General features: G+C 49.3%; 23 protein-coding genes. 8 read left to right on the plus strand and 15 right to left on the minus strand.

Annotated features, from left to right (window positions below; translation table 11 throughout):
• Nucleotides 1-14: 14 nt before the first annotated feature.
• Complete coding sequence (locus BMY63_RS02605) at nucleotides 15-791, plus strand: outer membrane lipoprotein-sorting protein (protein ID WP_091914522.1); 777 nt, start codon at nucleotides 15-17, stop codon at nucleotides 789-791.
• On the plus strand, nucleotides 788-1954 hold the full coding sequence (locus tag BMY63_RS02610) for a DUF1302 family protein (RefSeq protein WP_091914524.1): 1167 nt from the start codon (nucleotides 788-790) through the stop codon (nucleotides 1952-1954). The genes BMY63_RS02605 and BMY63_RS02610 overlap by 4 nt, the downstream gene beginning before the upstream one ends.
• Before the next feature lie 84 nt (nucleotides 1955-2038).
• Here BMY63_RS02610 and BMY63_RS02615 read toward each other — a convergent pair whose 3' ends face one another.
• From BMY63_RS02615 to BMY63_RS02665, 12 genes are all read right to left on the minus strand, one after another.
• The gene (locus BMY63_RS02615) at nucleotides 2039-2731 is read right to left on the minus strand and encodes a class I SAM-dependent methyltransferase (protein WP_091914525.1); all 693 of its coding nucleotides are present in this window, start codon (nucleotides 2729-2731) and stop codon (nucleotides 2039-2041) included.
• A 173-nt stretch (nucleotides 2732-2904) separates the two neighbouring features.
• Nucleotides 2905-3399 carry a flavodoxin FldA gene (fldA, locus tag BMY63_RS02620; protein ID WP_091914527.1) on the minus strand — a complete coding sequence of 165 codons (495 nt, stop codon included), beginning with the start codon at nucleotides 3397-3399 and terminating at the stop codon, nucleotides 2905-2907.
• 21 nt (nucleotides 3400-3420) lie between these two features.
• A complete protein-coding gene (locus BMY63_RS02625) occupies nucleotides 3421-3792 on the minus strand; it encodes a DUF2023 family protein (RefSeq protein WP_091914529.1) in 372 nt (123 codons plus the stop codon).
• 125 nt (nucleotides 3793-3917) lie between these two features.
• Complete coding sequence (locus BMY63_RS02630) at nucleotides 3918-4727, minus strand: MBL fold metallo-hydrolase (RefSeq protein WP_091914531.1); 810 nt, start codon at nucleotides 4725-4727, stop codon at nucleotides 3918-3920.
• Nucleotides 4728-4842: 115 nt separating this feature from the next.
• Nucleotides 4843-5229, minus strand: a complete 387-nt coding sequence (locus BMY63_RS02635) for a VOC family protein (protein WP_091914533.1) — start codon at nucleotides 5227-5229, stop codon at nucleotides 4843-4845.
• A gap of 33 nt (nucleotides 5230-5262) precedes the next feature.
• Entirely contained in the window at nucleotides 5263-5715 is a 453-nt protein-coding gene (locus tag BMY63_RS02640) for a GNAT family N-acetyltransferase (protein WP_218141881.1), read from the minus strand.
• Between the two features lie 144 nt (nucleotides 5716-5859).
• Nucleotides 5860-6252, minus strand: a complete 393-nt coding sequence (locus tag BMY63_RS02645; protein ID WP_091914537.1) for an HIRAN domain-containing protein — start codon at nucleotides 6250-6252, stop codon at nucleotides 5860-5862.
• Nucleotides 6245-7108, minus strand: coding sequence for a hypothetical protein (locus tag BMY63_RS02650; protein ID WP_091914539.1), 864 nt, complete (start codon nucleotides 7106-7108; stop codon nucleotides 6245-6247). Before BMY63_RS02650 ends, BMY63_RS02645 begins: the two co-directional genes overlap by 8 nt.
• Nucleotides 7109-7273: 165 nt before the next feature.
• Nucleotides 7274-7426: a hypothetical protein gene (locus BMY63_RS12265; protein WP_177178340.1), complete on the minus strand. Its 153-nt coding sequence runs from the start codon at nucleotides 7424-7426 to the stop codon at nucleotides 7274-7276.
• Nucleotides 7427-7430: 4 nt separating this feature from the next.
• Complete coding sequence (locus BMY63_RS02655) at nucleotides 7431-7988, minus strand: sugar O-acetyltransferase (RefSeq protein ID WP_091914551.1); 558 nt, start codon at nucleotides 7986-7988, stop codon at nucleotides 7431-7433.
• Between the two features lie 21 nt (nucleotides 7989-8009).
• Nucleotides 8010-8657, minus strand: coding sequence for a CatB-related O-acetyltransferase (locus BMY63_RS02660; protein ID WP_177178362.1), 648 nt, complete (start codon nucleotides 8655-8657; stop codon nucleotides 8010-8012).
• Between the two features lie 184 nt (nucleotides 8658-8841).
• Nucleotides 8842-9303 carry a GNAT family N-acetyltransferase gene (locus tag BMY63_RS02665; RefSeq protein ID WP_091914553.1) on the minus strand — a complete coding sequence of 154 codons (462 nt, stop codon included), beginning with the start codon at nucleotides 9301-9303 and terminating at the stop codon, nucleotides 8842-8844.
• Between the two features lie 473 nt (nucleotides 9304-9776).
• Between BMY63_RS02665 and BMY63_RS02670 the strand changes: the two genes are divergently transcribed.
• Together BMY63_RS02670 and BMY63_RS02675 are read left to right on the plus strand one after the other, a co-directional pair.
• Nucleotides 9777-10280: a hypothetical protein gene (locus tag BMY63_RS02670; RefSeq protein WP_091914555.1), complete on the plus strand. Its 504-nt coding sequence runs from the start codon at nucleotides 9777-9779 to the stop codon at nucleotides 10278-10280.
• A complete protein-coding gene (locus BMY63_RS02675; RefSeq protein ID WP_218141882.1) occupies nucleotides 10270-10470 on the plus strand; it encodes a helix-turn-helix transcriptional regulator in 201 nt (66 codons plus the stop codon). The genes BMY63_RS02670 and BMY63_RS02675 overlap by 11 nt, the downstream gene beginning before the upstream one ends.
• 76 nt (nucleotides 10471-10546) lie before the next feature.
• On the opposite strand, the gene BMY63_RS02680 is transcribed toward BMY63_RS02675, so the two are convergent.
• Nucleotides 10547-11329, minus strand: coding sequence for a PhzF family phenazine biosynthesis protein (locus BMY63_RS02680; RefSeq protein ID WP_091914556.1), 783 nt, complete (start codon nucleotides 11327-11329; stop codon nucleotides 10547-10549).
• Nucleotides 11330-11463: 134 nt separating this feature from the next.
• Complete coding sequence (ppdK, locus tag BMY63_RS02685; protein ID WP_091914558.1) at nucleotides 11464-14184, minus strand: pyruvate, phosphate dikinase; 2721 nt, start codon at nucleotides 14182-14184, stop codon at nucleotides 11464-11466.
• Nucleotides 14185-14391: 207 nt separating this feature from the next.
• Here ppdK and rlmD point away from each other — a divergent pair, with 207 nt between their 5' ends.
• Genes rlmD through BMY63_RS02700 form a run of 3 tightly spaced genes read left to right on the plus strand, consistent with a single transcriptional unit; the run spans nucleotide 14392 to nucleotide 17522 of the window.
• On the plus strand, nucleotides 14392-15825 hold the full coding sequence (gene rlmD / locus BMY63_RS02690) for a 23S rRNA (uracil(1939)-C(5))-methyltransferase RlmD (protein WP_091914560.1): 1434 nt from the start codon (nucleotides 14392-14394) through the stop codon (nucleotides 15823-15825).
• A gap of 32 nt (nucleotides 15826-15857) precedes the next feature.
• Nucleotides 15858-16340 (plus strand): pyridoxamine 5'-phosphate oxidase family protein, encoded by a 483-nt coding sequence (locus BMY63_RS02695; RefSeq protein WP_091914562.1) that lies wholly within the window; start codon nucleotides 15858-15860, stop codon nucleotides 16338-16340.
• A gap of 30 nt (nucleotides 16341-16370) precedes the next feature.
• A complete protein-coding gene (locus tag BMY63_RS02700; protein ID WP_255397420.1) occupies nucleotides 16371-17522 on the plus strand; it encodes a porin in 1152 nt (383 codons plus the stop codon).
• Between the two features lies 1 nt (nucleotide 17523).
• Here the strand turns inward: BMY63_RS02700 and BMY63_RS02705 are convergent, their stop codons facing one another.
• A complete protein-coding gene (locus BMY63_RS02705) occupies nucleotides 17524-19023 on the minus strand; it encodes an oligosaccharide flippase family protein (RefSeq protein WP_091914564.1) in 1500 nt (499 codons plus the stop codon).
• Between the two features lie 112 nt (nucleotides 19024-19135).
• On the opposite strand from BMY63_RS02705, the gene BMY63_RS02710 reads away from it, so the two are divergent.
• The gene (locus BMY63_RS02710; protein ID WP_091914566.1) at nucleotides 19136-20116 is read left to right on the plus strand and encodes a glycosyltransferase family 2 protein; all 981 of its coding nucleotides are present in this window, start codon (nucleotides 19136-19138) and stop codon (nucleotides 20114-20116) included.
• Nucleotide 20117: the final 1 nt, after the last annotated feature.

Consider the following 20117-nt stretch of genomic DNA (forward strand, 5'->3'; position numbering starts at 1 on the left):
TCACTGAATAGATTATGAAAAAGATTGTATTAGTTTTGGCCGCTTGTATGATGGCGGCGGGTGAGATGGGGGCTCAGCAACTGACGGGGCGTGACATCATACAGAAAGTAAAAGACCGTCCTGACGGTAACACCCGCTATGGCGAGATGGAACTGACACTGAAGAAGAAGAACGGTACGACCCGACAGCGCAAGATCACCTCGTGGGCGATGGATGAGGGTAAGGACACCAAGAAGATGATGTTCTTCACCTATCCAGGCGACGTGAAGGGAACAGGTTTCCTGACCTGGGACTACGACCAGATCGGTAAGGAAGATGCGAAATGGCTCTATCTGCCTGCCATGAAGAAGACACGACGCATCAGCGGTTCCTCGTCGAAGACCGACTATTTCATGGGTACCGACTTCACTTATGATGATATGGGCTCACGGCATGTCGATGAAGACAAGCATAAACTGCTCCGTGAGGAAGTGAAGAACGGGCACAAGTGCTGGGTGGTCGAGTCGGTACCCGTCGACAAGCACGAGATATACAGTCGGAAGGTGTCATGGATCAGACAGGACTGTCTGACAGCCGCCTATGTGGAGTACTACGACAAGCTGAACAAGCTGCATCGCGTATTGACCATATCAGACGTTAAGAAGGTACAGGGCTTCTGGACCATCCACAAGATGGAGATGAAGAACGTGCAGACCGAACACAGTACCGTGATCCTGGTGAAGAACCCTAAGTATGACATCTCCATCGACAAGGCCCTCTTCACCGTCGCCAAACTGGAAAAAGGCTTATGAGATCTGTAATCATCATGGCGCTCCTATGGTGCGCACTTCCTCGTCCTGCCCTTGCGCAGGACGAGGATTCCCTGCGTGTCGGTGTGAAGGGGTTTGTCGATACCTATCACGCCTTGCGTACAGAACGACCTAACGACTGGATGTCGTCAAGAACCCGGGTGCGTGGCGAGGTGTCTCTGGAGAAAGGACCTGCGGGAGCCTTCGTCTCGGCCAACCTGGTGCACAACGCCATCCTGAAAGACCGGACAGGTCTGCAGGTGCGTGAGGCCTACGCCTACTACTCCGACGACAACTGGGACCTGCGCGCCGGCAGACAGATCATTGCCTGGGGCGTGGCCGACGGTCTGCGATTGACGGATGTGATATCGCCCATGGACTATACGGAGTTCCTGGCACAGGACTACGACGATATCCGCATTCCCGTGGGCGGTCTGCGACTGCGCTACTCGCGTGAGAAATGGAGTGTCGAGGCGGTAGCCATACCAGTCAGCGCCTTCTTCGAGCTCCCGACCGATGGAGAGAACCCGTGGTCCATCGGACCTGTTCCCATCCAGGCAGAACCCCGTCATAAGCTATGTAATATGGAATATGGTGCCCGTCTGTCGTTCTTCAACAGCGGCATCGATATCTCATTGTCGGCCCTCCATACCTGGAACAAGATGCCGGTCGTCTGCAATGGTGTCGGCGAATACCGGCGGATGACCATGCTGGGAGCCGACCTGTCGGTGCCTGTGGGGAAGTTCGTCGTCAGAGGTGAGGTGGCCGAGTATCTGGACGAGGCCCAGACGGCCATGGACGTCGAGGAGATGCCAAGAGCAGCCTCTACGAATGCACTCCTGGGCATCGACTGGTATGCCGGCAACGACTGGTCGCTCTCAGCCCAATATGCCCACAAATATGTGGCATGGGGAGATCACCGCCATACGGGACTGGCTACCCTTCGCATCTCCAAGGAACTGCTTCACAACACACTGGCGCTCCAGAGCTTTGCCTATATCGACGTGACCAACGGCGGCATCTATAACCGTCTGAGTGCCGACTATGCGATGAACGACCAGTTGCACGCCATCATGGGCTACGACCTGTTCCAGGCCGACCGCGGCATGTTCACCGTCTACGACAAGAACTCGGAGGTATTCCTTAAATTAAAATACAGTTTCTAGACATTCTGGTTAGTAATGATGTGCGCAATGCTCTAACCCTTCGGTGATAAGCATTGCGCACTTGCATACCCCTATCATGAGGTCTTATCGTTTCCTGGCCCTGAGATACACCATGGCACCCTCCACATGGAAGTCGAGAATATCATAATAAGGCTCTAGTCGCTGACGCACATCACCAGCCGTATCGAAAGGCGGTGTAAACCACCCCATACGCGTCATCACGGTCTTAGCGAGCCAGTCGGCAGATTTCCGCTCACCGGCCACATAGAAACAGGCAAGAAGTTCGCCGCCAACCCTTAGCGTACGAAGGATCTCTGCGTATGCCTTCTCCTTATCGGGAAACACATGGAGCCCATTCATACAGAGTATGAGGTCGAACGCCTCATCCCCGAAAGGCAGTGCACCGACATCACCCTGCATCGTCTTGATATGCGTGACGCCAGTGCCACGAAACCGGTATTCAGCCTGTTCCAGCATATCCAGACTATAGTCCACACAAGTGATATCAGCCTGTCTCATCCTCCTGTACTTCTCCGTAGTGAACACTGCCGTTCCCACAGGTACATCGAGCATCCTGCCCGCGAAATCGTCAGGAATCCAACCCAGTACCCTGCGGGCGATCTCGTTGTCGTCTACCCCACCCCAGAGCAGTTTGAAATACAAACGACTCCACCACTTACCCTGTGTGATGGCATCGTCGTAGAAATGCCTGCTAAACCTATAAGCCTTCTGTACCGTTGTTTTGTTCTGCGGAGAACTCTTCATCTGATCTGTCATCTTCTCTATTGTTTGTTAATCCGAGTGCAAAGGTATCACAAAGATCACGCAACCCGGTTGCATATATAGCCCTTCGTTCGTCATCTGAGAGACAAGAAAAAAGAGGCCGACCATCGCGGTCGGCCCCTATCAATACTAAACTAAACAAATACTTTATGAATTTATACCTATGATTACAAGTCTGGAGTGATCGCGGCGACCCAAGCCTCGATACGAGCGTCGGTCTTATCGTCCTCGTTGATATCGTCGAGAGGCAGACCGATGAACTTTCCGTCGATGACGGCCTCAGAGTCATCGTAAGTATAGCCGTCGGTCTCAACGCTTCCGATGAAACGAGCACCGCTGGCCTTGATGCCATTATAAAGCTCGCCCATGCCACCGACGAAGGTGTCGCCATACGACTGACAGTCGCCACAGCCGAAGATAGCGATGGTCTTACCGTTAAGATCAGCCCCCTGCAGGGTCTTCAGACCGTCGTACCAGTCGTCCTGCAGCTCACCGGCACCCCATGTCGAAGTACCGAGAATCAGATTCTGGTTGTTGCTGACGATATCAGCCGTCAGGTCCTGTACGTTAACGGCCTCACAGCCCAGTTTCGAGGCAATCTTCTCTGCGATGGCCTCACAGGTTCCTGTAGAGGAACCATAGATAACAATTGTTGCGTTCATTTTAATGTTCTTATTGAATAATTAATTCCTGTTGATGCACCTCTCTTTACATTTGCGCTGACAATAACGCTGACACTGAGCACAGATATCGTAGCCGAGCATCGCCCCAAGGATAAAGTCCTCCTCAGGTGTGAGCTGGTTCAGCGGACGAGTGACGATGAGACGGATGGCCTCCAGACACTCACGGCGCCCGAAGTACACATTCAGGTTCTGCTGTCCGGCAGGCTGCAGCACGTAGGGAATGCCCTGACTCTCCAGCCGGTCGACCGCCAGTTGGCCGTATTTCTTGTTACAGGTAAACAGCACCATCTGTCGCACGCCCTTATGCAACTCATAGATATGATTCATCAGTACCTTTATCTCAGTGGGAAACGTCGTTCTCTTTGTTGTCATTATCAGTTCAATTTCTCGGGCACAAAGGTACGAGGATTATACGAAGTGCGCAATACCTAAAACAGAGTGTTTAAGTATTGCGCACCACCGCCAACCTGCCGAAGCAGATTAATCATAAATAGGTATTACAATTGCGAAATGACGGTTCCGCATCTGAAAGACAGTAGCTGTTCACCCATCACGCCTTTCATCACCTCATATACCATGTCACCTGTACAATGGCTGGTGTAGAACTGCGTTTCAGGATATCTTTCTGTCAGTCTTTGAGCCAGAGCTTTTATTTCTTCATCCCTCTCTTGTCCGTCAAGTAAGTGGAAACCACCGACAACGGTATGAACGGGCCAAGGACAGGCTGCCAGGATGTTCTCCAGACCGCTGTGAGCACAGCCTGTAAATAGCAGACCATCGACATACAGAGCCAACTCATGTCGGAAATCGTCGTGGATATAATCACCGTGGGCATCCTGCACATAGAGGTTTTTATTCCCCTTGGGCATCGGATGCATCTGAGGGATATGGGCAATCACATAGATGCCTTTAGCGATCTCGCAGGTCTGGTCAGTCAAGACGAGTCTGTCATCATCTATCTCCGGCCACTCCGTAGTAATGCTGTGCAGATTCCCCCGCTTGGAAAAGAATCTACCACTCATTGCATCGGGCGAGACGATGACCTTGAACGCCGTTCGAGCCTGACGATTAGACTCTAAGAAGTACCGTAAGCCGCCTGCATGGTCACTATGTCCATGAGAAATGAAAACAGAGTCCACATCGTTGAGATCTACGCCCAACAGCTCAGCATTCCGAATAAACACATCACTCGCTCCTGTGTCAAGCAGAATCTTGTGTTGCTCTGTTGCTAACAGGATTGACAGTCCATGCTCCGTCTCAAGCGCAGGATTGCACGACCGGTTGTCTGATAAAACAGTCCACTGCATATGGTTATTTGCTCTTCAGTGTTAGGCTGGCGGTGGGCAATGGGGCGATGCCGTCACCACCGCGATGATCAGCATCATTGTCATCATGATCTTCTTCATTTCTATCTATATGATGTTATATGGTTATCTCTATCTGAATACCCTCTGGACCGAGGATGCAACTCTCATAATACCCGTCGCCAGTGGTTCGCGGGCCACTAATAACCTGATAGCCGGCGTCGCGTAGCTCAACGGTCTTGGCATCCACAGCCTCCTTACTGCCGACGGCAAACGAGACATGGATGAAACCGATATGAGACTTCGATGGGTCAGCATCGATCGTGTCAGGGCGCTGCATCAGCTCCAGCCGCGCTCCCCCGTTGGGGAAAGAAAGGATATACGTCCGAAGTCCTGTACGAGGATTGTGGTACTGCTCATTGCTTACCGCCTCGAAGTAATCGAGGAAGAACTGCCGCATCGCTTCAAGGTCGCGACAAAATAATGCCACATGCTCTATCTTCATACTCAACTATCTCATGCTCTTTGGGGCTTTCGCCTATAATGCCATCTTCATGGCCACCGTTCCCTCATTGTTCTCCAGTTCCTCGAATCCCATCCGCTTATATAGTCCGTATGCCACTTCCATGACAGCAGGTTTCGTCGTAAGGCGGGCCTCTTCAAAGCCTAACTGCCTGGCCTTTTCCATGGCGGCCTCCATCAGCCTCCTCGCATAGCCCAGCCCCCGGTAATCAGGTTTTACATAGAGTCGTTTGATTTCGCAAGTACGTGCGTCATCCTTCTTGATAGCGATGGTTGCCACAGGGATATCATGTCTGTAACCTATCAATAAGGCACCATCCTGATAAAAAGCATCCAAGTCGGCAAGTTCCTTATTCAAAGAGACAAAACACTGTTCCGCTCCTTTTATCGTAGAATACTCCAGGATAAGCTCTTTTGCTACCTCTTTGTTCTCACAATCTCTGATTTCTAATGCAATTATTTCATTCATCATTTTCTATTATTTCCTTCAAATTCAAAGTATTATACTCTCCGCACATTGTTTCTTAAAGAGAAACAGACGTATTTCTCGTTGATGGCGCGGAGGTCTTGGGTGAGGTGGCGGAAGCTTATCCTTAGGGGTGTTTCTTCAATGTCATTCCACCATGTATATCTTTGAGTTGATCTTCACCCAGTAGTTATCTACCAGCTCCACATCTTCTATCCGGCAGAAGAAGGCCTTTCCGGCATCCATCAGACGGGAGATGATCAGGTTCAGCTCGCGAGGCACATAGCCGATACGTATCTTCTCGTATAAGATGGCGATGGCATTCTTGTCGTGCTTGTTAGTCGGCTGTCGCTGCATCCGGAGTACCATCCCTTTCTTCAAATGGGGATATACCTGAGCTATCTGCGGGCAGTGTGTTGTGCCTGCCACAATGATGTCCAACAGGAATATCTCTCTGCTGAACGGTTGGAGGCTGTTGGGTAACTTTGACCCCATCATCTCCAGCAGCTCCGGACTGATCTTGACTATCTGGTTATCCATTCGCCTGCTCCATTAATATCTCTACTATCTTCTGTAGTCGCTCCTTTTCGGCCTTCAGTTGTTCTATGCTGATGCGGATCTCCTCCTGCCTGGCGGCGATCCACTCCTGATCTTGCAACTTCTCCCGGTAGGTAAACGGGAAGTCGTTCTCGATGTCCTCTATCTTATGCCGGATGGCCTCTATCTGCTCCTTCAGGATCCTGATGCGCTCTTCCCATTCCTCGATGGTACTGCTGCCTACGGAATCAGAGGGCATGCCTGCATTCAGCTCTGCTTCCAGTTCGCGCAGTCTTTTCAGGTTACCGTCTCTGTATGCTTCCTGCACCTTCAGGAACAGTTCCCGCTCCCACTCCGACTGCTCGGGATGCAGGTCGGGATGCAGTCTGTGTACCAGGCGCTTATAGAGATTCTTTAACTCTATCTTCTCTGCCTCCAGGTCTTTATCGGGTTTCTCTGACTGATGTTCGGTGAACGCCTTGTACTCCTGTGAGTGTTGTTCCTTGTACGTCTTGGATTCCTTGATTTTCTCCTCTTCCTGTTGGATGTTCATATGGAAAGTCCAGGATGCCACCTTCACTTTCTTTTTCACCGTCTGCATATCCGGTCGCTCACCCCTGTTGATATATGCCTGCAACAGGTCGCGCTGCAGTTTTAGGATATAGATGTCGTATTGAAGGCATAGCATTTCATATTGCAACTGCCCGATCGTTTCCATATAAACAGTCTCCAGTAATGGCCCGTCGTGCAGTAACAGGTCGTCACGTCGTGCGATGAGATCGGAATAATCGCGTTGCAGGCGTTCGTATTCCTCTTTCAGCTGTTGCCTCCTGGGGTTGATGTCTATGGTATTACTCATCTTCGCCTTCACTGCTACAAATATACAAAAAGTTGATTATACATGACTTATCGCTCTTTATTTTTTTTGTTTCTTTAATACGATATGACGTACCCGTTATGTTGGAAACCGACTAGATGAAAAAATCCCACCATGAGAGAAGAACATGGTGGGATTTTTAATTACTTAGAACTGAGTGAGATCTTCTGCATCATAGACGATGGAGTAACTGGGGCGTTTGGCACCAGGTATGTCCTCTACAACAGGTGTGCTGATGGCATACAAAGCGGCAGCAAGTATTGCCAGAATGATTGCTATGAAATTCTTGTCTTTAGACATTTTATTAATTGGTATTTATCCTTCGGATAACCCGGCAAGGATTGCCAACAGCTATTGAATCGGACGGGATGTCCTTCACTACTACACTGCCTGCACCGATGATGCAACGGTCGCCAATGGTGACTCCAGGGCACACTGTAACGCCACCACCCAGCCAGCAGTCTTCTCCAATGGCTATCGGAGAACATCGCTCTATAGGCTTGCGACGTTCAACGTAGTCAATAGGATGGTTCGGAGTCAGGAACTGGCAGTTTGGGCCAACCTGAGTGTTGGAGCCGATAGTTATCAAGCCTCCGTCGAGCATCGTTCCGTTGTAGTTGATGAAGACATTCTCACCCAGTTTGATGCCATGCCCATGGTCGCAATGAAATGGCGGTGATACAGTGGATGACTCGGGAATACCGGGAATCAGATCTTCTATAGTCTTTCTGTAGTCTTCATCCTCGGTGGTCATGGTCTGCAATTTTGCGCATATATGCTTTGCCCTATAGTAACTCGCCAAACATTCCTCGCTTGTAAAGTCATAGAACTCTTCACGGCGCATCTTTTCAAATTCTGTCATAACTATAAGCTAAATTGGAATTTACACAATGATTTTCTTTATCAACGACAAATCGCCACTTGACAATGCTTCAAAATTTGCCTCTATCTTCTCTATGTCCCAATCCCACCATTTCAGTTTCAGCAGATAGGCGATAAATTCGTCATCAAAACGCATTCTGACCACTCGGCAAGAATTCCCCACGGCAACAGCGTAAGGAGGAATGTCAGAGGCTACCACAGAGTTTGTACCGATAATAGCTCCATCGCCAATATGAACGCCTGGCATGACAGTGACATTCTGACCAATCCAAACGTCATTGCCCACAACGGTATCACCCTTTAGAGGCAATTCATCTTTCACTGGAGCAATGGCACTTCCCCAGTCGCCACCAATGACGTAAAACGGATAGGTTGTCACGCCGTCCATCCTATGGTTGGCTCCATTCATGACAAACTCTACACCTTTGGCAATAGCGCAGAATTTGCCAATAATCAGCCGGTCACCTATGAAGTCGTAAAAATGAGTGACATGCTTCTCGAACTGGTCTGCACCATCCACATCATCGTAATAGGTGTAATCACCGATGATGATACGCGGGTTCTTCACCACGTTCTTGATGAAGCAGAGGCTTGGAATCTTCGGATTCGGAAAAGCCTCATTTGGATTGGGTCTGTTTTTTATCTCCATAAATTCCGATTTATTTACTATCCATTCTCCTCAGTAATGTTTACCTCAGTGAAGAATTGTGTCAGGTCCTCTGCATCATAGACGATGGAGTAACTGGGGCGTTTGGCACCGGGGATGTCCTTTAGCAGTAAACAATATTGCTTCTATAATATATCTATACTGCTTTTGCTTACAAAAATACGAACTATGCTCTTAACGAAGATAAGCGCATCTTCATGGCTACTGTCCCCTCTTTGTTCTCAATTTCCTCGAATCCCATACGTTTGTACAAGTCGTAGGCGACGCCCATCACGGCTGGTTTGGTTGTAAGGCGGGCTTCGACGAACCCCAGCCTCTTTGCCCTCTCAAGGATGGCCTCAATCAGTTTCCGGGCATATCCCTTACCCCGATAATCGGGTTTTACATAGAGCCGTTTGATCTCACAAGCAGTGTCGTCTACCTTCCTAATAGCTATGGTGGCCACTGGGTTGGCATGGTCGTAGCCGATCAGCAGGGCACCACCCTCATAATAGGCATCGAGGTCGGCCAACTCTTTGTCGAGCGACACGAAACACTGCTCTGCTCCCTTGATTGTTGCATACTCACGAATCAACTCCTTGGCAACCTCTTTGTTCTCACAATCTCTGATTTCTAATAAGCACATCATACACTTTTTGCACGCAAAATTAACGATTTTCTATGACATTCCACACATCAAGCACGTTTTTCTTGCAGAAAAAATATTGAGATGAGAAAAAGATTCGTAACTTTGCAAACCTACCACCTGACAAAAAGATGAGAATGTAATGAACAAAGTCTAGGTATCTTGGCCAGTTCGGTGGCTATCGTTATGGATGCCGGCTCACCAGTGAGATTCAACCCTTGGTACCTGGAATACAGGTGGCCATCGTTGTTGATCACAACTACAGCGAATAGCTTCGTACCTATTTTTGGTCTCGTTGATATTAGCAGGTCCATCTGTTAATTAAGTCTAATATTTGGTACATTTTGTCACGTTTACTTGACTTTTTGGAAAACAATCATTACTTTTGCAGCGTGATAATGGTTGTATTGCGCAGCAGCCATATTCACACAGCATGCTGACAAAGATAGTGATAACATTAAAAAAAAAGTAAGAAGATGAAAAAGGATTATTTATTTCCGTATCAGTTCAAGTGGATTGGGTGGAGCTTGTTTATCCCGTTTGCGCTCCTATTCTTTCTGGCGTATGGGTGTTTTCACGTGATTGACGACGACTTCATCAGTTTCAAGACGCTTATGATCATGATGGGCGAGCTTAACACCTTCCATGGGGGGCATGAAGCAAAAGGATTTCTTTTTGAGGTGGGTCGCCAAGGGATGTTTGATGAGATTTGCCTCGTAGCGATGTCGGTGGGGCTTCTTTTTGTGGCTTTTGCACGCGAGCGCGATGAGGATGAGTATGTAGAGCATCTGCGGCTACACTCGTTTGCATGGGCGATCAAAGTGAACACCGTTCTGTTTATTCTTGGGACTTGGTTCTTCTTTGGCGGTCTCTACCTCTGGTTCGTACTGTTTTGGTTCCTCTCGCTCTTCCTCATCTATCTCGCCAAATTCCAATTGGAACTGCACCAAATGAGAAAGGGGGTAAACGATGAAGAATAACATCCGCGTGGAGCGGGCCGTGCTGAGAATGACGCAGCAACAACTTGCTGAACGTATCGGCGTGGCCAGGCAGACCATCAATGCCATTGAGGCGGGCAAATACGTGCCTTCGACCGTTCTGGCATTGAAGATGGCGGCCGTTTTTGGCAAATCGGTCAACGAGATATTTACGCTTGAAGAAACCGACTAGATGAAAAAATCCCACCATGTTATTCTCTCATGGTGGGATTTATTTATATCGCATATTATGCGACGTTTTTACTCAATTAATCCGCATCTACATATAGTTCGTCAACAGAATACAAAACGGCATTGCCTGCAAGAAATATCTTGTTGCCTTCTTTCCTGCAATAAAGTGTTCCACCACGTTTTGATGCCTGGAAGGCCACCAACTCTTCTTTTCCTAACGTGTCTACCCAGTAGGGGATGATATGGCAGTGGCCGGAACCGCAAACAGGGTCTTCAGGAATGTTAAGCTTCGGACCGAAACTACGTGAAACGCAATCTTCCTTCTCTCCTTTGGCCGTGACATGAACTAGCAGACCATCTATCTGTTTAATTTTCTCCAGATCAGGATTCAGACTCAAAACAGCCTGCTCATCATCCAGTACACATAGCAAGTCACGGGCAATATAAGCCTCTCGGATAGAAACGCCCAAAGCATCCTCCATAGCAGGCGTTACGGCTGTCGGCTTCAAATCATAGGCAGGAAACTCCATCTCATATAAGGCTCCCTTGCGTGTCACGATTAATTCGCCGCTTAAAGTGGTAAATACGACCTGGTCTGCTTCCTTTTCATAATCTTTGAACAAGACGAAAGCTGTTCCCAAGGTGGCATGTCCACAAAGATCAATCTCACCTCCAGGGGTGAACCAACGCAAATGCCATTTCTCACCCTCTTTGACCGTAAAGGCGGTCTCGGAGAAATTGTTCTCACGAGTGATGTTCATCATCATTTCCTCGCTTGGCCATTTCTCCATCACACATACGGCAGCCTGATTGCCGTGAAACACTGAGTCTGTGAAAGCATCTACAACATACTGTTTCATTTGATTTTCCTTTCTTTAATTAATAACGATTAATCTGTTTATGATACTGTTCTCTATATGCTCGTACAGGCATAAATATAAAAAAAGGGACCTGCCAAGTGAACAGGTCCCTTTGCAGTTTATATATGAGTATTCTACTCCTCAACAGCCGCCTGCGCCGCCGCGAGACGGGCGATGGGCACACGGAACGGAGAGCAAGACGCGTAGTTCATGCCAATCTTGGCGCAGAACTTCACTGAGCTGGGCTCACCACCGTGCTCACCACAGATACCGCAACGGAGCTCTGGACGAACCTCGCGACCTTCCTTCACGGCGAACTTGATGAGACGGCCAACACCCTTCTGGTCGAGTACCTGGAACGGATCGACCTTCAGGATCTTCTTGTCGAGGTATACAGGCAGGAACGATGCGATATCGTCGCGGCTGTAACCGAAGGTCATCTGGGTGAGGTCGTTGGTACCGAATGAGAAGTACTGTGCCTCTGAAGCGATCAGATCGGCTGTGAGGGCAGCACGTGGGATCTCAATCATCGTACCAATCTCGAACTCTACCTCGATACCGTACTCGGCGAATACCTCCTTAGCGGCATACTGGATCACTTCCTTCTGCTGCTTGAGCTCGTTGATAGTACCAATCAGCGGCACCATAATCTCCGGCATGGGGTTCTTACCTTCCTTCTTCAGCTCGCAAGCTGCAGAGAGGATAGCCTTGGTCTGCATAGCGGTGATCTCAGGGAAGGTGATACCCAGACGACATCCACGGTGACCCAGCATGGGGTTGTTCTCAGCGAGTGAGTCGACACGACGCTGGATCTCCTCCAGGCTGACACCCATCTCCTTGGCCATGGTCTGCTGACCAACCAGATCGTGGGGAACAAACTCGTGGAGAGGGGGATCGAGCAGACGGATGTTAACGGGCAGTCCGTCCATGGCCTCGAGGATACCCTTGAAGTCGGCCTTCTGATAAGGCAGCAGCTTGGCGAGCGCCTTCTCACGTCCGGCAACGCTGTCGGCCAGAATCATCTCACGCATAGCAACAATCTTCTGATCCTCGAAGAACATGTGCTCGGTACGGGTCAGACCGATACCCTTGGCACCGAAAGCACGAGCCACCTGTGCATCGTGCGGTGTGTCGGCATTGGTACGAACCTGGAGCTTGGTGTACTTGTCGCAGAGGTCCATCAACTCCTTGAAGTCGCCAGAAAGCTCGGCAGCCTTTGTGGGAACCTCACCGGCATATACCTGACCAGTGGTACCATTCAGAGAAATATAGTCGCCCTCCTTATATACGATGCCGTCAATCTCGACAGTCTTATTCTTATAGCTTACATTCAGAGCACCTACACCCGATACGCAGCACTTACCCATACCACGAGCCACAACGGCAGCGTGAGAGGTCATACCACCACGAGCGGTGAGGATACCCTCGGCAGCAGCCATACCGGCCAGATCCTCAGGAGAGGTCTCGATACGTACGAGCACAACCTTGTGACCGTTCTCGTGCCACTCCTTAGCGTCGTCGGCATGGAACACAATCTGACCGCAGGCAGCACCTGGAGATGCGGGCAGACCCTGGGCAATCACCTTAGCGGCAGAGAGTGCCTTCTTGTCGAACACAGGATGCAGCAGCTCGTCGAGCTTCTGGGGCTCGCAGCGCTGGATGGCGGTCTTCTCGTCGATCATACCCTCGTGGAGCAGATCGATGGCAATCTTCACCATAGCGGCACCTGTACGCTTTCCGTTACGGGTCTGGAGGAACCAGAGCTTGCCCTCCTGTACGGTGAACTCCATATCCTGCATATCGTGATAGTGGTGCTCCAGCTTATCCTGGATATCATTCAGCTCGTTATAGATCTCAGGCATGGCCTCCTCCATAGAAGGATACTTGGCAACACGCTCAGCCTCGCTGATACCTGCGCGCTCGGCCCAACGCTGAGAACCGACCTTCGTGATCTGCTGCGGTGTACGGATACCAGCCACAACGTCCTCACCCTGTGCGTTCACCAGATACTCACCATTGAACAGGTTCTCACCATTAGCGGCATCACGGCTGAAGCATACACCAGTAGCAGAAGTGTCACCCATATTACCAAACACCATGGCCATCACGCTGACGGCTGTACCCCACTCGTCGGGGATTCCTTCCATCTTACGATAGAGGATAGCGCGCTCGTTCATCCAAGAACGGAACACAGCGCAAATGGCACCCCACAGCTGCTCGATAGGATTGTCGGGGAAGTCCTTGCCGGTGCGCTCTTTGATAGCAGCCTTAAACAATTTCACCAGTTTCTTCAGGTCGTCAACAGAAAGATCCTTGTCAAGCACGACACCACTTTCTTTCTTCACGCCCTCGATAATCTCCTCGAACGGATCGATATCGGTCTTGTTGACTGGCTTCATCTCCAGCACCACGTCACCGTACATCTGTACGAAACGACGATAGCTATCGTAAACGAAGTGAGGATTGTTGGTCTTCTTAACCATTCCCTCAGCCACCTCGTCGTTCAGACCGAGGTTCAGGATTGTATCCATCATACCTGGCATGGAAGCACGGGCACCGGAACGGACGGAGACAAGCAGCGGATTCTCCTTGTCGCCGAACTTTGAATTCATCAGATTCTCAATGTGTTTCACGGCTGCCATCACGTCGTCGTTCAACAACTCCATGATCTTCTGCTGTCCTACCTGATAATACTCATTACAGCAGTCGGTGGTGATTGTAAAACCAGGAGGAACGGGAACGCCGATCAGGTTCATCTCGGCCAGGTTTGCTCCCTTACCACCGAGTTCCTCACGCATTTTTGCATTTCCTTCAGCCTTACCATTACCGAAGGTGTAGACTCTCTTTGTACTCATAAGTCAGTATAACTATATTAATTGTAATTAATTGTATTTTTTCAATTCTGCAAAGATAATGAAAAACGAAGATAATCCCAAAAAAATGAAGGAAAAACTGCTAAGTCGACCTTACATTTTACGATTTTTAGTTACTCTTTTAAGCCTTTTGATAGTTTTTTACCGTTTTTTTTCGTAATTTTGCGCTCAATAAGGAATGAAAACAATATGAGTAGAACAAAGAAACCATTGCCAATTCTAGAAAATGTAACCATCACAGACGTGGCCGCAGAAGGTAAGAGCCTTGCCCGGGTCAACGATATGGTGGTGTTCGTACCCTGGACGGTTCCAGGTGACGTGGTTGACCTGCAGGTGCGTCGCAAGAAGCACAGTTTCATGGAGGCAGAAGTGATTCGCTTCATAAAATATAGTAATGTACGCGCAACTCCTTTCTGTCAGCATTTCGGTGTCTGCGGTGGATGTAAATGGCAGAACCTGCCATACGAGGAACAGTTGAAGAACAAGCAAAAACAGGTGCACGACCAGTTGACTCGTATTGGAAAGGTTGAGTTGCCGGAGTTTCGTCCTATACTCGGCAGTGTAAAGACACAGGCCTACCGCAATAAGCTCGACTTTGGTTGTGCGAATAAACGCTACCTGACGAAACAGGAGATAGCGACCTTGCCCAATGATGAGAGTCAGAGTCTGAAAGACATACCTGCCATCGGCTTTCATATCACGGGGGCCTTCGATAAGATTCTGCCTATCGAGAAATGCTGGTTGATGGATGATCTGCATAATCAGATTCGTAACGAAATCCGCGACTACGCCATGAAGAATGGTATGTCATTCTTTGACCTCAGACAGCAAAAAGGTCTTCTTCGCGATGTTATTATCCGTAATTCGAACACTGGTGAATGGATGGTTATTATCCAGTTCCACTATGACGAGACCGGAGGCGAGAAAGAGGCTCTTGGATTACTGCAGCATATAGCCGATAAATTTAGCAATATCAGCGCATTACTATATCTGAACAACCAGAAATGCAATGATACGATAGGAGATCAGGAAATTCTTGTTTTCAAGGGTAATGACCATATCTTTGAAACGATGGAAGACCTGAAGTTTAAAGTTGGGCCGAAGAGTTTCTATCAGACAAACACCGAACAGGCCTACCATCTGTATTGCGTGGCTCGCGAGTTGGCAAACTTAAAAGGTGACGAGCTCGTATACGACCTTTATACCGGTACTGGTACAATAGCTAACTTTGTTGCCAAAAAGGCACGTAAGGTTATTGGTATAGAGTATGTACCAGAAGCTATCGAGGATGCTAAGATAAACTCTGAGGTAAACCATATCGACAACACACTTTTCTATGCTGGCGACATGAAAGACATCCTAACCGATGACTTCATTGCGGAACACGGCCGTCCCGATGTGATTATCACTGATCCTCCACGTGCCGGTATGCACCCCGATGTTGTGAAGACCATATTACGTGCTGCACCTAAGCGTATTGTCTACGTCAGTTGTAATCCCGCTACCCAAGCGCGCGACCTACAAGACCTCGACGAGGCCTACAAGGTTGCAGCCGTACAGCCCGTAGATATGTTTCCACATACACCGCATGTGGAAAACGTAGTATTACTTGAGCAACGATAAAATAGTATAATCTAAATAATTGAGGATGAATCATGATGACAATAGAAGAAATTAACAAACTTATTGCAGATTCGATGTTTGCAGATATCGGGTTTATTGATGCGAATGGAAGTCCAAGCATCAGAAGAGTATTTTGTACATGGCATAAAGGGGTGGGAAAGCATCTGATTTCTACAAATACCTCCTCAATGCATGTACAAGCCCTTTTATTGAATCCTTCAGCATGTCTTTATTTTGAAAACAGCCAAGTTTTTGAGGGTGTTTGTTTTCAAGGAAAAGCTATCGTTCATTTTGAGAAAGAATATAAAGAGAAGTGTTGGAAAGAGGGTGATGAACAGTACTATCCCAAGGGCGTTACAGATGATAATTACTGTATAATTGAGTTTACGGCTGAGAATGGACGGTATTATCGGTACGACGGCATTGGGAATATCACAAAGCAGGAAATGGATATATTTGATCAAAATACAGAATATGTGGATAACTACGACAGGCTTGCAGATGAAAATATGTAAAGGAAATATATAATCTAAGACAAGGAATTTATGATAAAGAAGTTTTTTTTACTCATCGTGCTGATGACAGGTTTTGCAGGCACCATGAATGCAGAAGAGCCCGAGTTGCTTAATGCAAACGTTCAAGAGGTTCAGGAAACGCAACAAGACAAAAAGGCAGTTGTAGAAGTTCCGCAGTGGGTTAAGAACATCAAGTTCAGTGGTTATGGCATGCTTCAATATCAGGGTGAGGACAAAGAAGGTGCCCATACCAATACATTCAACCTTCGTCTGGCCCGTTTTATCCTCGACGGCAAGATTGGCGACTTTGATTGGCGTGCACAGATTCAGGGAACCAACGTAAAAGGTCCGGGTGAGCCCACCGTACAGCTCGTTGACCTCTATGCAGAGTGGGTAAAACACAAGGCGTTCCGCGTTAAGGTCGGTCAGTTCAAGCGCGCCTTCACTTACGAAAACCCCACCCACCCCATCACACAGGGATGGTATAGCTATGCAATGGTGATCAACAACCTGTCGGGCTTCGGCGACCGTACTGGAGAGAAATCTTCGGGCGGACGTGACATTGGCATCCAAGTACAGGGTGACCTCTTCCCGAATGCTGCTGGTCGCCGTCTGTTCCACTACCAGTTGGGTGTGTACAACGGTGAAGGTATCAACGAGAAGGACAAGGACAACCGCAAGGATATCATCGGCGGTGCCTGGGTGATGCCAATCAAGGGCCTGCGTATCGGCGCCTTCGGATGGACAGGCAGTCGCGGTGGCATGCTTGACCCTGTGACAGGTACCAAACGCAGCGTAGAAAAAAACCGTTACGCCATCTCAGCCGAGTATGACAAGGACGAGTGGACATTCCGTACAGAGTATATCCACAGTCAGGGCTGGGGCGCTGCAAAGGCCGCCAACAACGTGCGTGAGATCGACTACAGTAAGGGCGACAAGGCTGATGGCTGGTATGCCTTCGGTATCGTGCCCGTCATCAAGTCGAAGCTACATGCCAAGGCCCGTTACAACCTCTACCGCCAATCGAAGGAGTGGAGCACCTCAAAGACCATGTACGAAGTTGGTGTGAACTACTTCTTCACGAAGAACCTGCAACTGAATATGGAGTATGCCCGTGTGAACGAGCGTGCCACCCACGACAGTTACAACTTCGTTGACGTGGAACTTGATTTCAGATTCTAGATCAATCAGATACAGGCTGTGTAGTTGAAGAGCGGAAGCGGCGCATCAGCGCCTGCCACAGATGCGTCTTACGACGAAGGATCCGGAGGGAATAGCACGTACTTAACAAGATGAGTATTCCTCCCACCAGCCAATAGGCAATCCCTGACAAGACACATACTGTGATATAAGAAAGCAGTCCCAACAGCACCTGCACAACAGCATAACGGAAAACGGTTGCCGAACAGCGGTAGCCGTTTTTCTTATAGGCATACCCCATAACGATCAGGAAGTCGAACAGATAAGCCAGAGTAACCGCCACACCCGTTCCATAGAGTCCCCATCGCTGGTAACAGAAGATGATGAGCAGAATCAGGGCCACACAGTAGAGACTCTCTAATATGAGATATGCCAGCGCCTGGCCCCGAGCCAGAGTGATATATGCCACCGGCATCGTCAGCACCTTCAGGTACATGGCCAAGGCAGCCACTTGCGCCATCCCGACAACAGGCAGGAACGCACGACTGAACAACAAGGGAATCAGGATAGGAAGCGTAACCATGAAAGTCACGAGCATCGGTGATAGCAGCAGTAAGGACACCTCCGTCTGACGGTTGACCGTCTCATTGACAGCGCCATCATCGCCCTGTACAGCAGACAAGCGCGGGAAATAGTCGGTCTCCATCGCCGAGAACACCATGCCCGCATACGTGATGGTCAGCATATACCCCGCATTATACAGACCCAGAATATCGAGATCACCTGTCACATTCAGATACGAGCGGATAACCAGTTCTGTGAGACTGCCAATCACGATGGCTAAGGTATAAGCGACTCCCAAGCGTATCATCCCTGTTCCCTCGCCCATGATATGTCTGACGCCTGTCAACTGCAAAGGCACGGCACGCCAAGAGCATCTCACCGTGACAAGCATCGTGGCCAGTGCCATCAAGACAATCACAGGCACGATGCCAGAGGCACCGAAGAAGAAATAAACAGGGACAGAGATGACCAAGGCGGCCAGAATAGAGACCACCTGAATGACGGCGAGCGCACCCACCCGATGAACACCTTTCAGGATGGCCGTCTCGCCACCCGTTATCGTCAGCATACCCACGGCCGGTGCCAGCAGCACAAAATGTAAGGTATGGTCGCCCCATGCAAATGTCGTATGACTCAGGAACGGTCCGATGACCACGCAGACGAGTATGCCTATCAGGGCCGTGAGCAACGTCCATCCACGCACCACCTTCACATAGTGTGCCAATGCGGACTGATCACCCTTCTGATGCAGTTCCGAGATACGTCGGACAGCACTGAAGGGAAGACCCAGGTTCGTGGCCTGGAAGATCATGTTGACGGTGGTATTGAACAAGGATGCCAACCCCATGCCCGACGGTCCGAGCAGAAGGGCAACCAGTTTGGTACGGACAAGACCCAGTCCGATGTTCAATCCTTGTACACCACCGAAAATGCCCGTATACTTCAGAACATGGTTGTAAGTTACATCCTTTTCTTCCATGATTTTGTATTTCAAACGCAAAAGTACTGTTTTTATTTTTAAATAACGAACATATTTCGTAACTTTGCGGTCATTAGACCGCGAAGTTACATGCACATGGCATAAAAAACAAATGAACTTAACAACAAATCAGACATCAAGGCCTCTGGTAAGCTTCATCATTGCCTACTATGAGTTGCCAGTCAGACTACTACGGGAATGTGTTGAGAGCATTCTCGCCCTATCGCTTCGTCCCTCTGAGCGAGAGATCATCATCGTGGACGACGGTTCATCGAACAGTCCGGTATCATCACTTGGCGACCTGACCAGTCAAGTGCTCTACCTGCGCCAGCAGCACCTGGGACTCAGTGAGGCACGTAACACAGGACTCCGTATGGCACAAGGCACATATATCCAGTTCGTCGACGCCGACGACCTGCTCCTGACCGTCCCCTATGAGCACTGTCTCGATCAGATTCGTTTCAACAAACCAGAGATCGTGACATTCCACCTGACCGACAGCAAGAGAGAGGTCGCCAGTTTCGATGCCACCAACAGTCAGACGGGTGCAGAATATATGCACCACCATAATATTCACGGTTCTGCATGCGGCTATCTCTTTCAGAGAAGCATCCTCGGTGATCTGAGGTTCACTCCGGGCATCTGGCATGAAGACGAGGAGTTCACCCCTCAGTTACTGTTACGTGCCGAGCACGTATGCGTCACCAGTGCCAAGGCCTACTACTATCGCCGGCAACGGGAATCGATCATGACCAGCTCACATATCAGGAACAGACTGAAACGGTTGAACGATGCCAAGGGTATCATCAGCCGACTGAACATCATCGCCGACCGGATGCCAGCAGAAGACCGGACAGCCCTACAGCGACGTATCGCCCAACTCACGATGGACTATCTCTACAATGTCATCCTTCAGACCCGTTCACGTCATTATCTGGACAGACGCATAGAAGAACTGCACCGTCAGGGGCTCTTCCCGCTTCCCGATCACGACTATACCCAGAAGTATGTCTGGTTCCGTCGGCTATCCAACAGTCAGAAAGGACGGTCCCTGCTGATGCGACTGGTTCCCATGCTTCCACAAGAGCGCTGAA

This window comes from Prevotella aff. ruminicola Tc2-24, assembly GCF_900110895.1.
Classification (GTDB): Bacteria; Bacteroidota; Bacteroidia; order Bacteroidales; family Bacteroidaceae; genus Prevotella.

Coding starts and splice junctions, on each gene's coding strand:
- BMY63_RS02700 (WP_255397420.1), top strand. CDS start 16,371: ATGATAAAGAAGTTTTTTTTACTCATCGTGCTGATGACAGGTTTTGCA.
- BMY63_RS02645 (WP_091914537.1), bottom strand. CDS start 6,252: ATGGATAACCAGATAGTCAAGATCAGTCCGGAGCTGCTGGAGATGATG.
- BMY63_RS12265 (WP_177178340.1), bottom strand. CDS start 7,426: ATGTCTAAAGACAAGAATTTCATAGCAATCATTCTGGCAATACTTGCT.
- BMY63_RS02630 (WP_091914531.1), bottom strand. CDS start 4,727: ATGCAGTGGACTGTTTTATCAGACAACCGGTCGTGCAATCCTGCGCTT.
- fldA (WP_091914527.1), bottom strand. CDS start 3,399: ATGAACGCAACAATTGTTATCTATGGTTCCTCTACAGGAACCTGTGAG.
- BMY63_RS02610 (WP_091914524.1), top strand. CDS start 788: ATGAGATCTGTAATCATCATGGCGCTCCTATGGTGCGCACTTCCTCGT.
- BMY63_RS02695 (WP_091914562.1), top strand. CDS start 15,858: ATGATGACAATAGAAGAAATTAACAAACTTATTGCAGATTCGATGTTT.
- BMY63_RS02675 (WP_218141882.1), top strand. CDS start 10,270: ATGAAGAATAACATCCGCGTGGAGCGGGCCGTGCTGAGAATGACGCAG.
- BMY63_RS02650 (WP_091914539.1), bottom strand. CDS start 7,108: ATGAGTAATACCATAGACATCAACCCCAGGAGGCAACAGCTGAAAGAG.
- BMY63_RS02635 (WP_091914533.1), bottom strand. CDS start 5,229: ATGAAGATAGAGCATGTGGCATTATTTTGTCGCGACCTTGAAGCGATG.
- BMY63_RS02670 (WP_091914555.1), top strand. CDS start 9,777: ATGAAAAAGGATTATTTATTTCCGTATCAGTTCAAGTGGATTGGGTGG.
- BMY63_RS02660 (WP_177178362.1), bottom strand. CDS start 8,657: ATGGAGATAAAAAACAGACCCAATCCAAATGAGGCTTTTCCGAATCCG.
- BMY63_RS02605 (WP_091914522.1), top strand. CDS start 15: ATGAAAAAGATTGTATTAGTTTTGGCCGCTTGTATGATGGCGGCGGGT.
- BMY63_RS02615 (WP_091914525.1), bottom strand. CDS start 2,731: ATGACAGATCAGATGAAGAGTTCTCCGCAGAACAAAACAACGGTACAG.
- BMY63_RS02665 (WP_091914553.1), bottom strand. CDS start 9,303: ATGATGTGCTTATTAGAAATCAGAGATTGTGAGAACAAAGAGGTTGCC.
- BMY63_RS02710 (WP_091914566.1), top strand. CDS start 19,136: ATGAACTTAACAACAAATCAGACATCAAGGCCTCTGGTAAGCTTCATC.
- rlmD (WP_091914560.1), top strand. CDS start 14,392: ATGAGTAGAACAAAGAAACCATTGCCAATTCTAGAAAATGTAACCATC.
- BMY63_RS02625 (WP_091914529.1), bottom strand. CDS start 3,792: ATGACAACAAAGAGAACGACGTTTCCCACTGAGATAAAGGTACTGATG.
- BMY63_RS02640 (WP_218141881.1), bottom strand. CDS start 5,715: ATGAATGAAATAATTGCATTAGAAATCAGAGATTGTGAGAACAAAGAG.
- BMY63_RS02655 (WP_091914551.1), bottom strand. CDS start 7,988: ATGACAGAATTTGAAAAGATGCGCCGTGAAGAGTTCTATGACTTTACA.
- BMY63_RS02680 (WP_091914556.1), bottom strand. CDS start 11,329: ATGAAACAGTATGTTGTAGATGCTTTCACAGACTCAGTGTTTCACGGC.
- ppdK (WP_091914558.1), bottom strand. CDS start 14,184: ATGAGTACAAAGAGAGTCTACACCTTCGGTAATGGTAAGGCTGAAGGA.
- BMY63_RS02705 (WP_091914564.1), bottom strand. CDS start 19,023: ATGGAAGAAAAGGATGTAACTTACAACCATGTTCTGAAGTATACGGGC.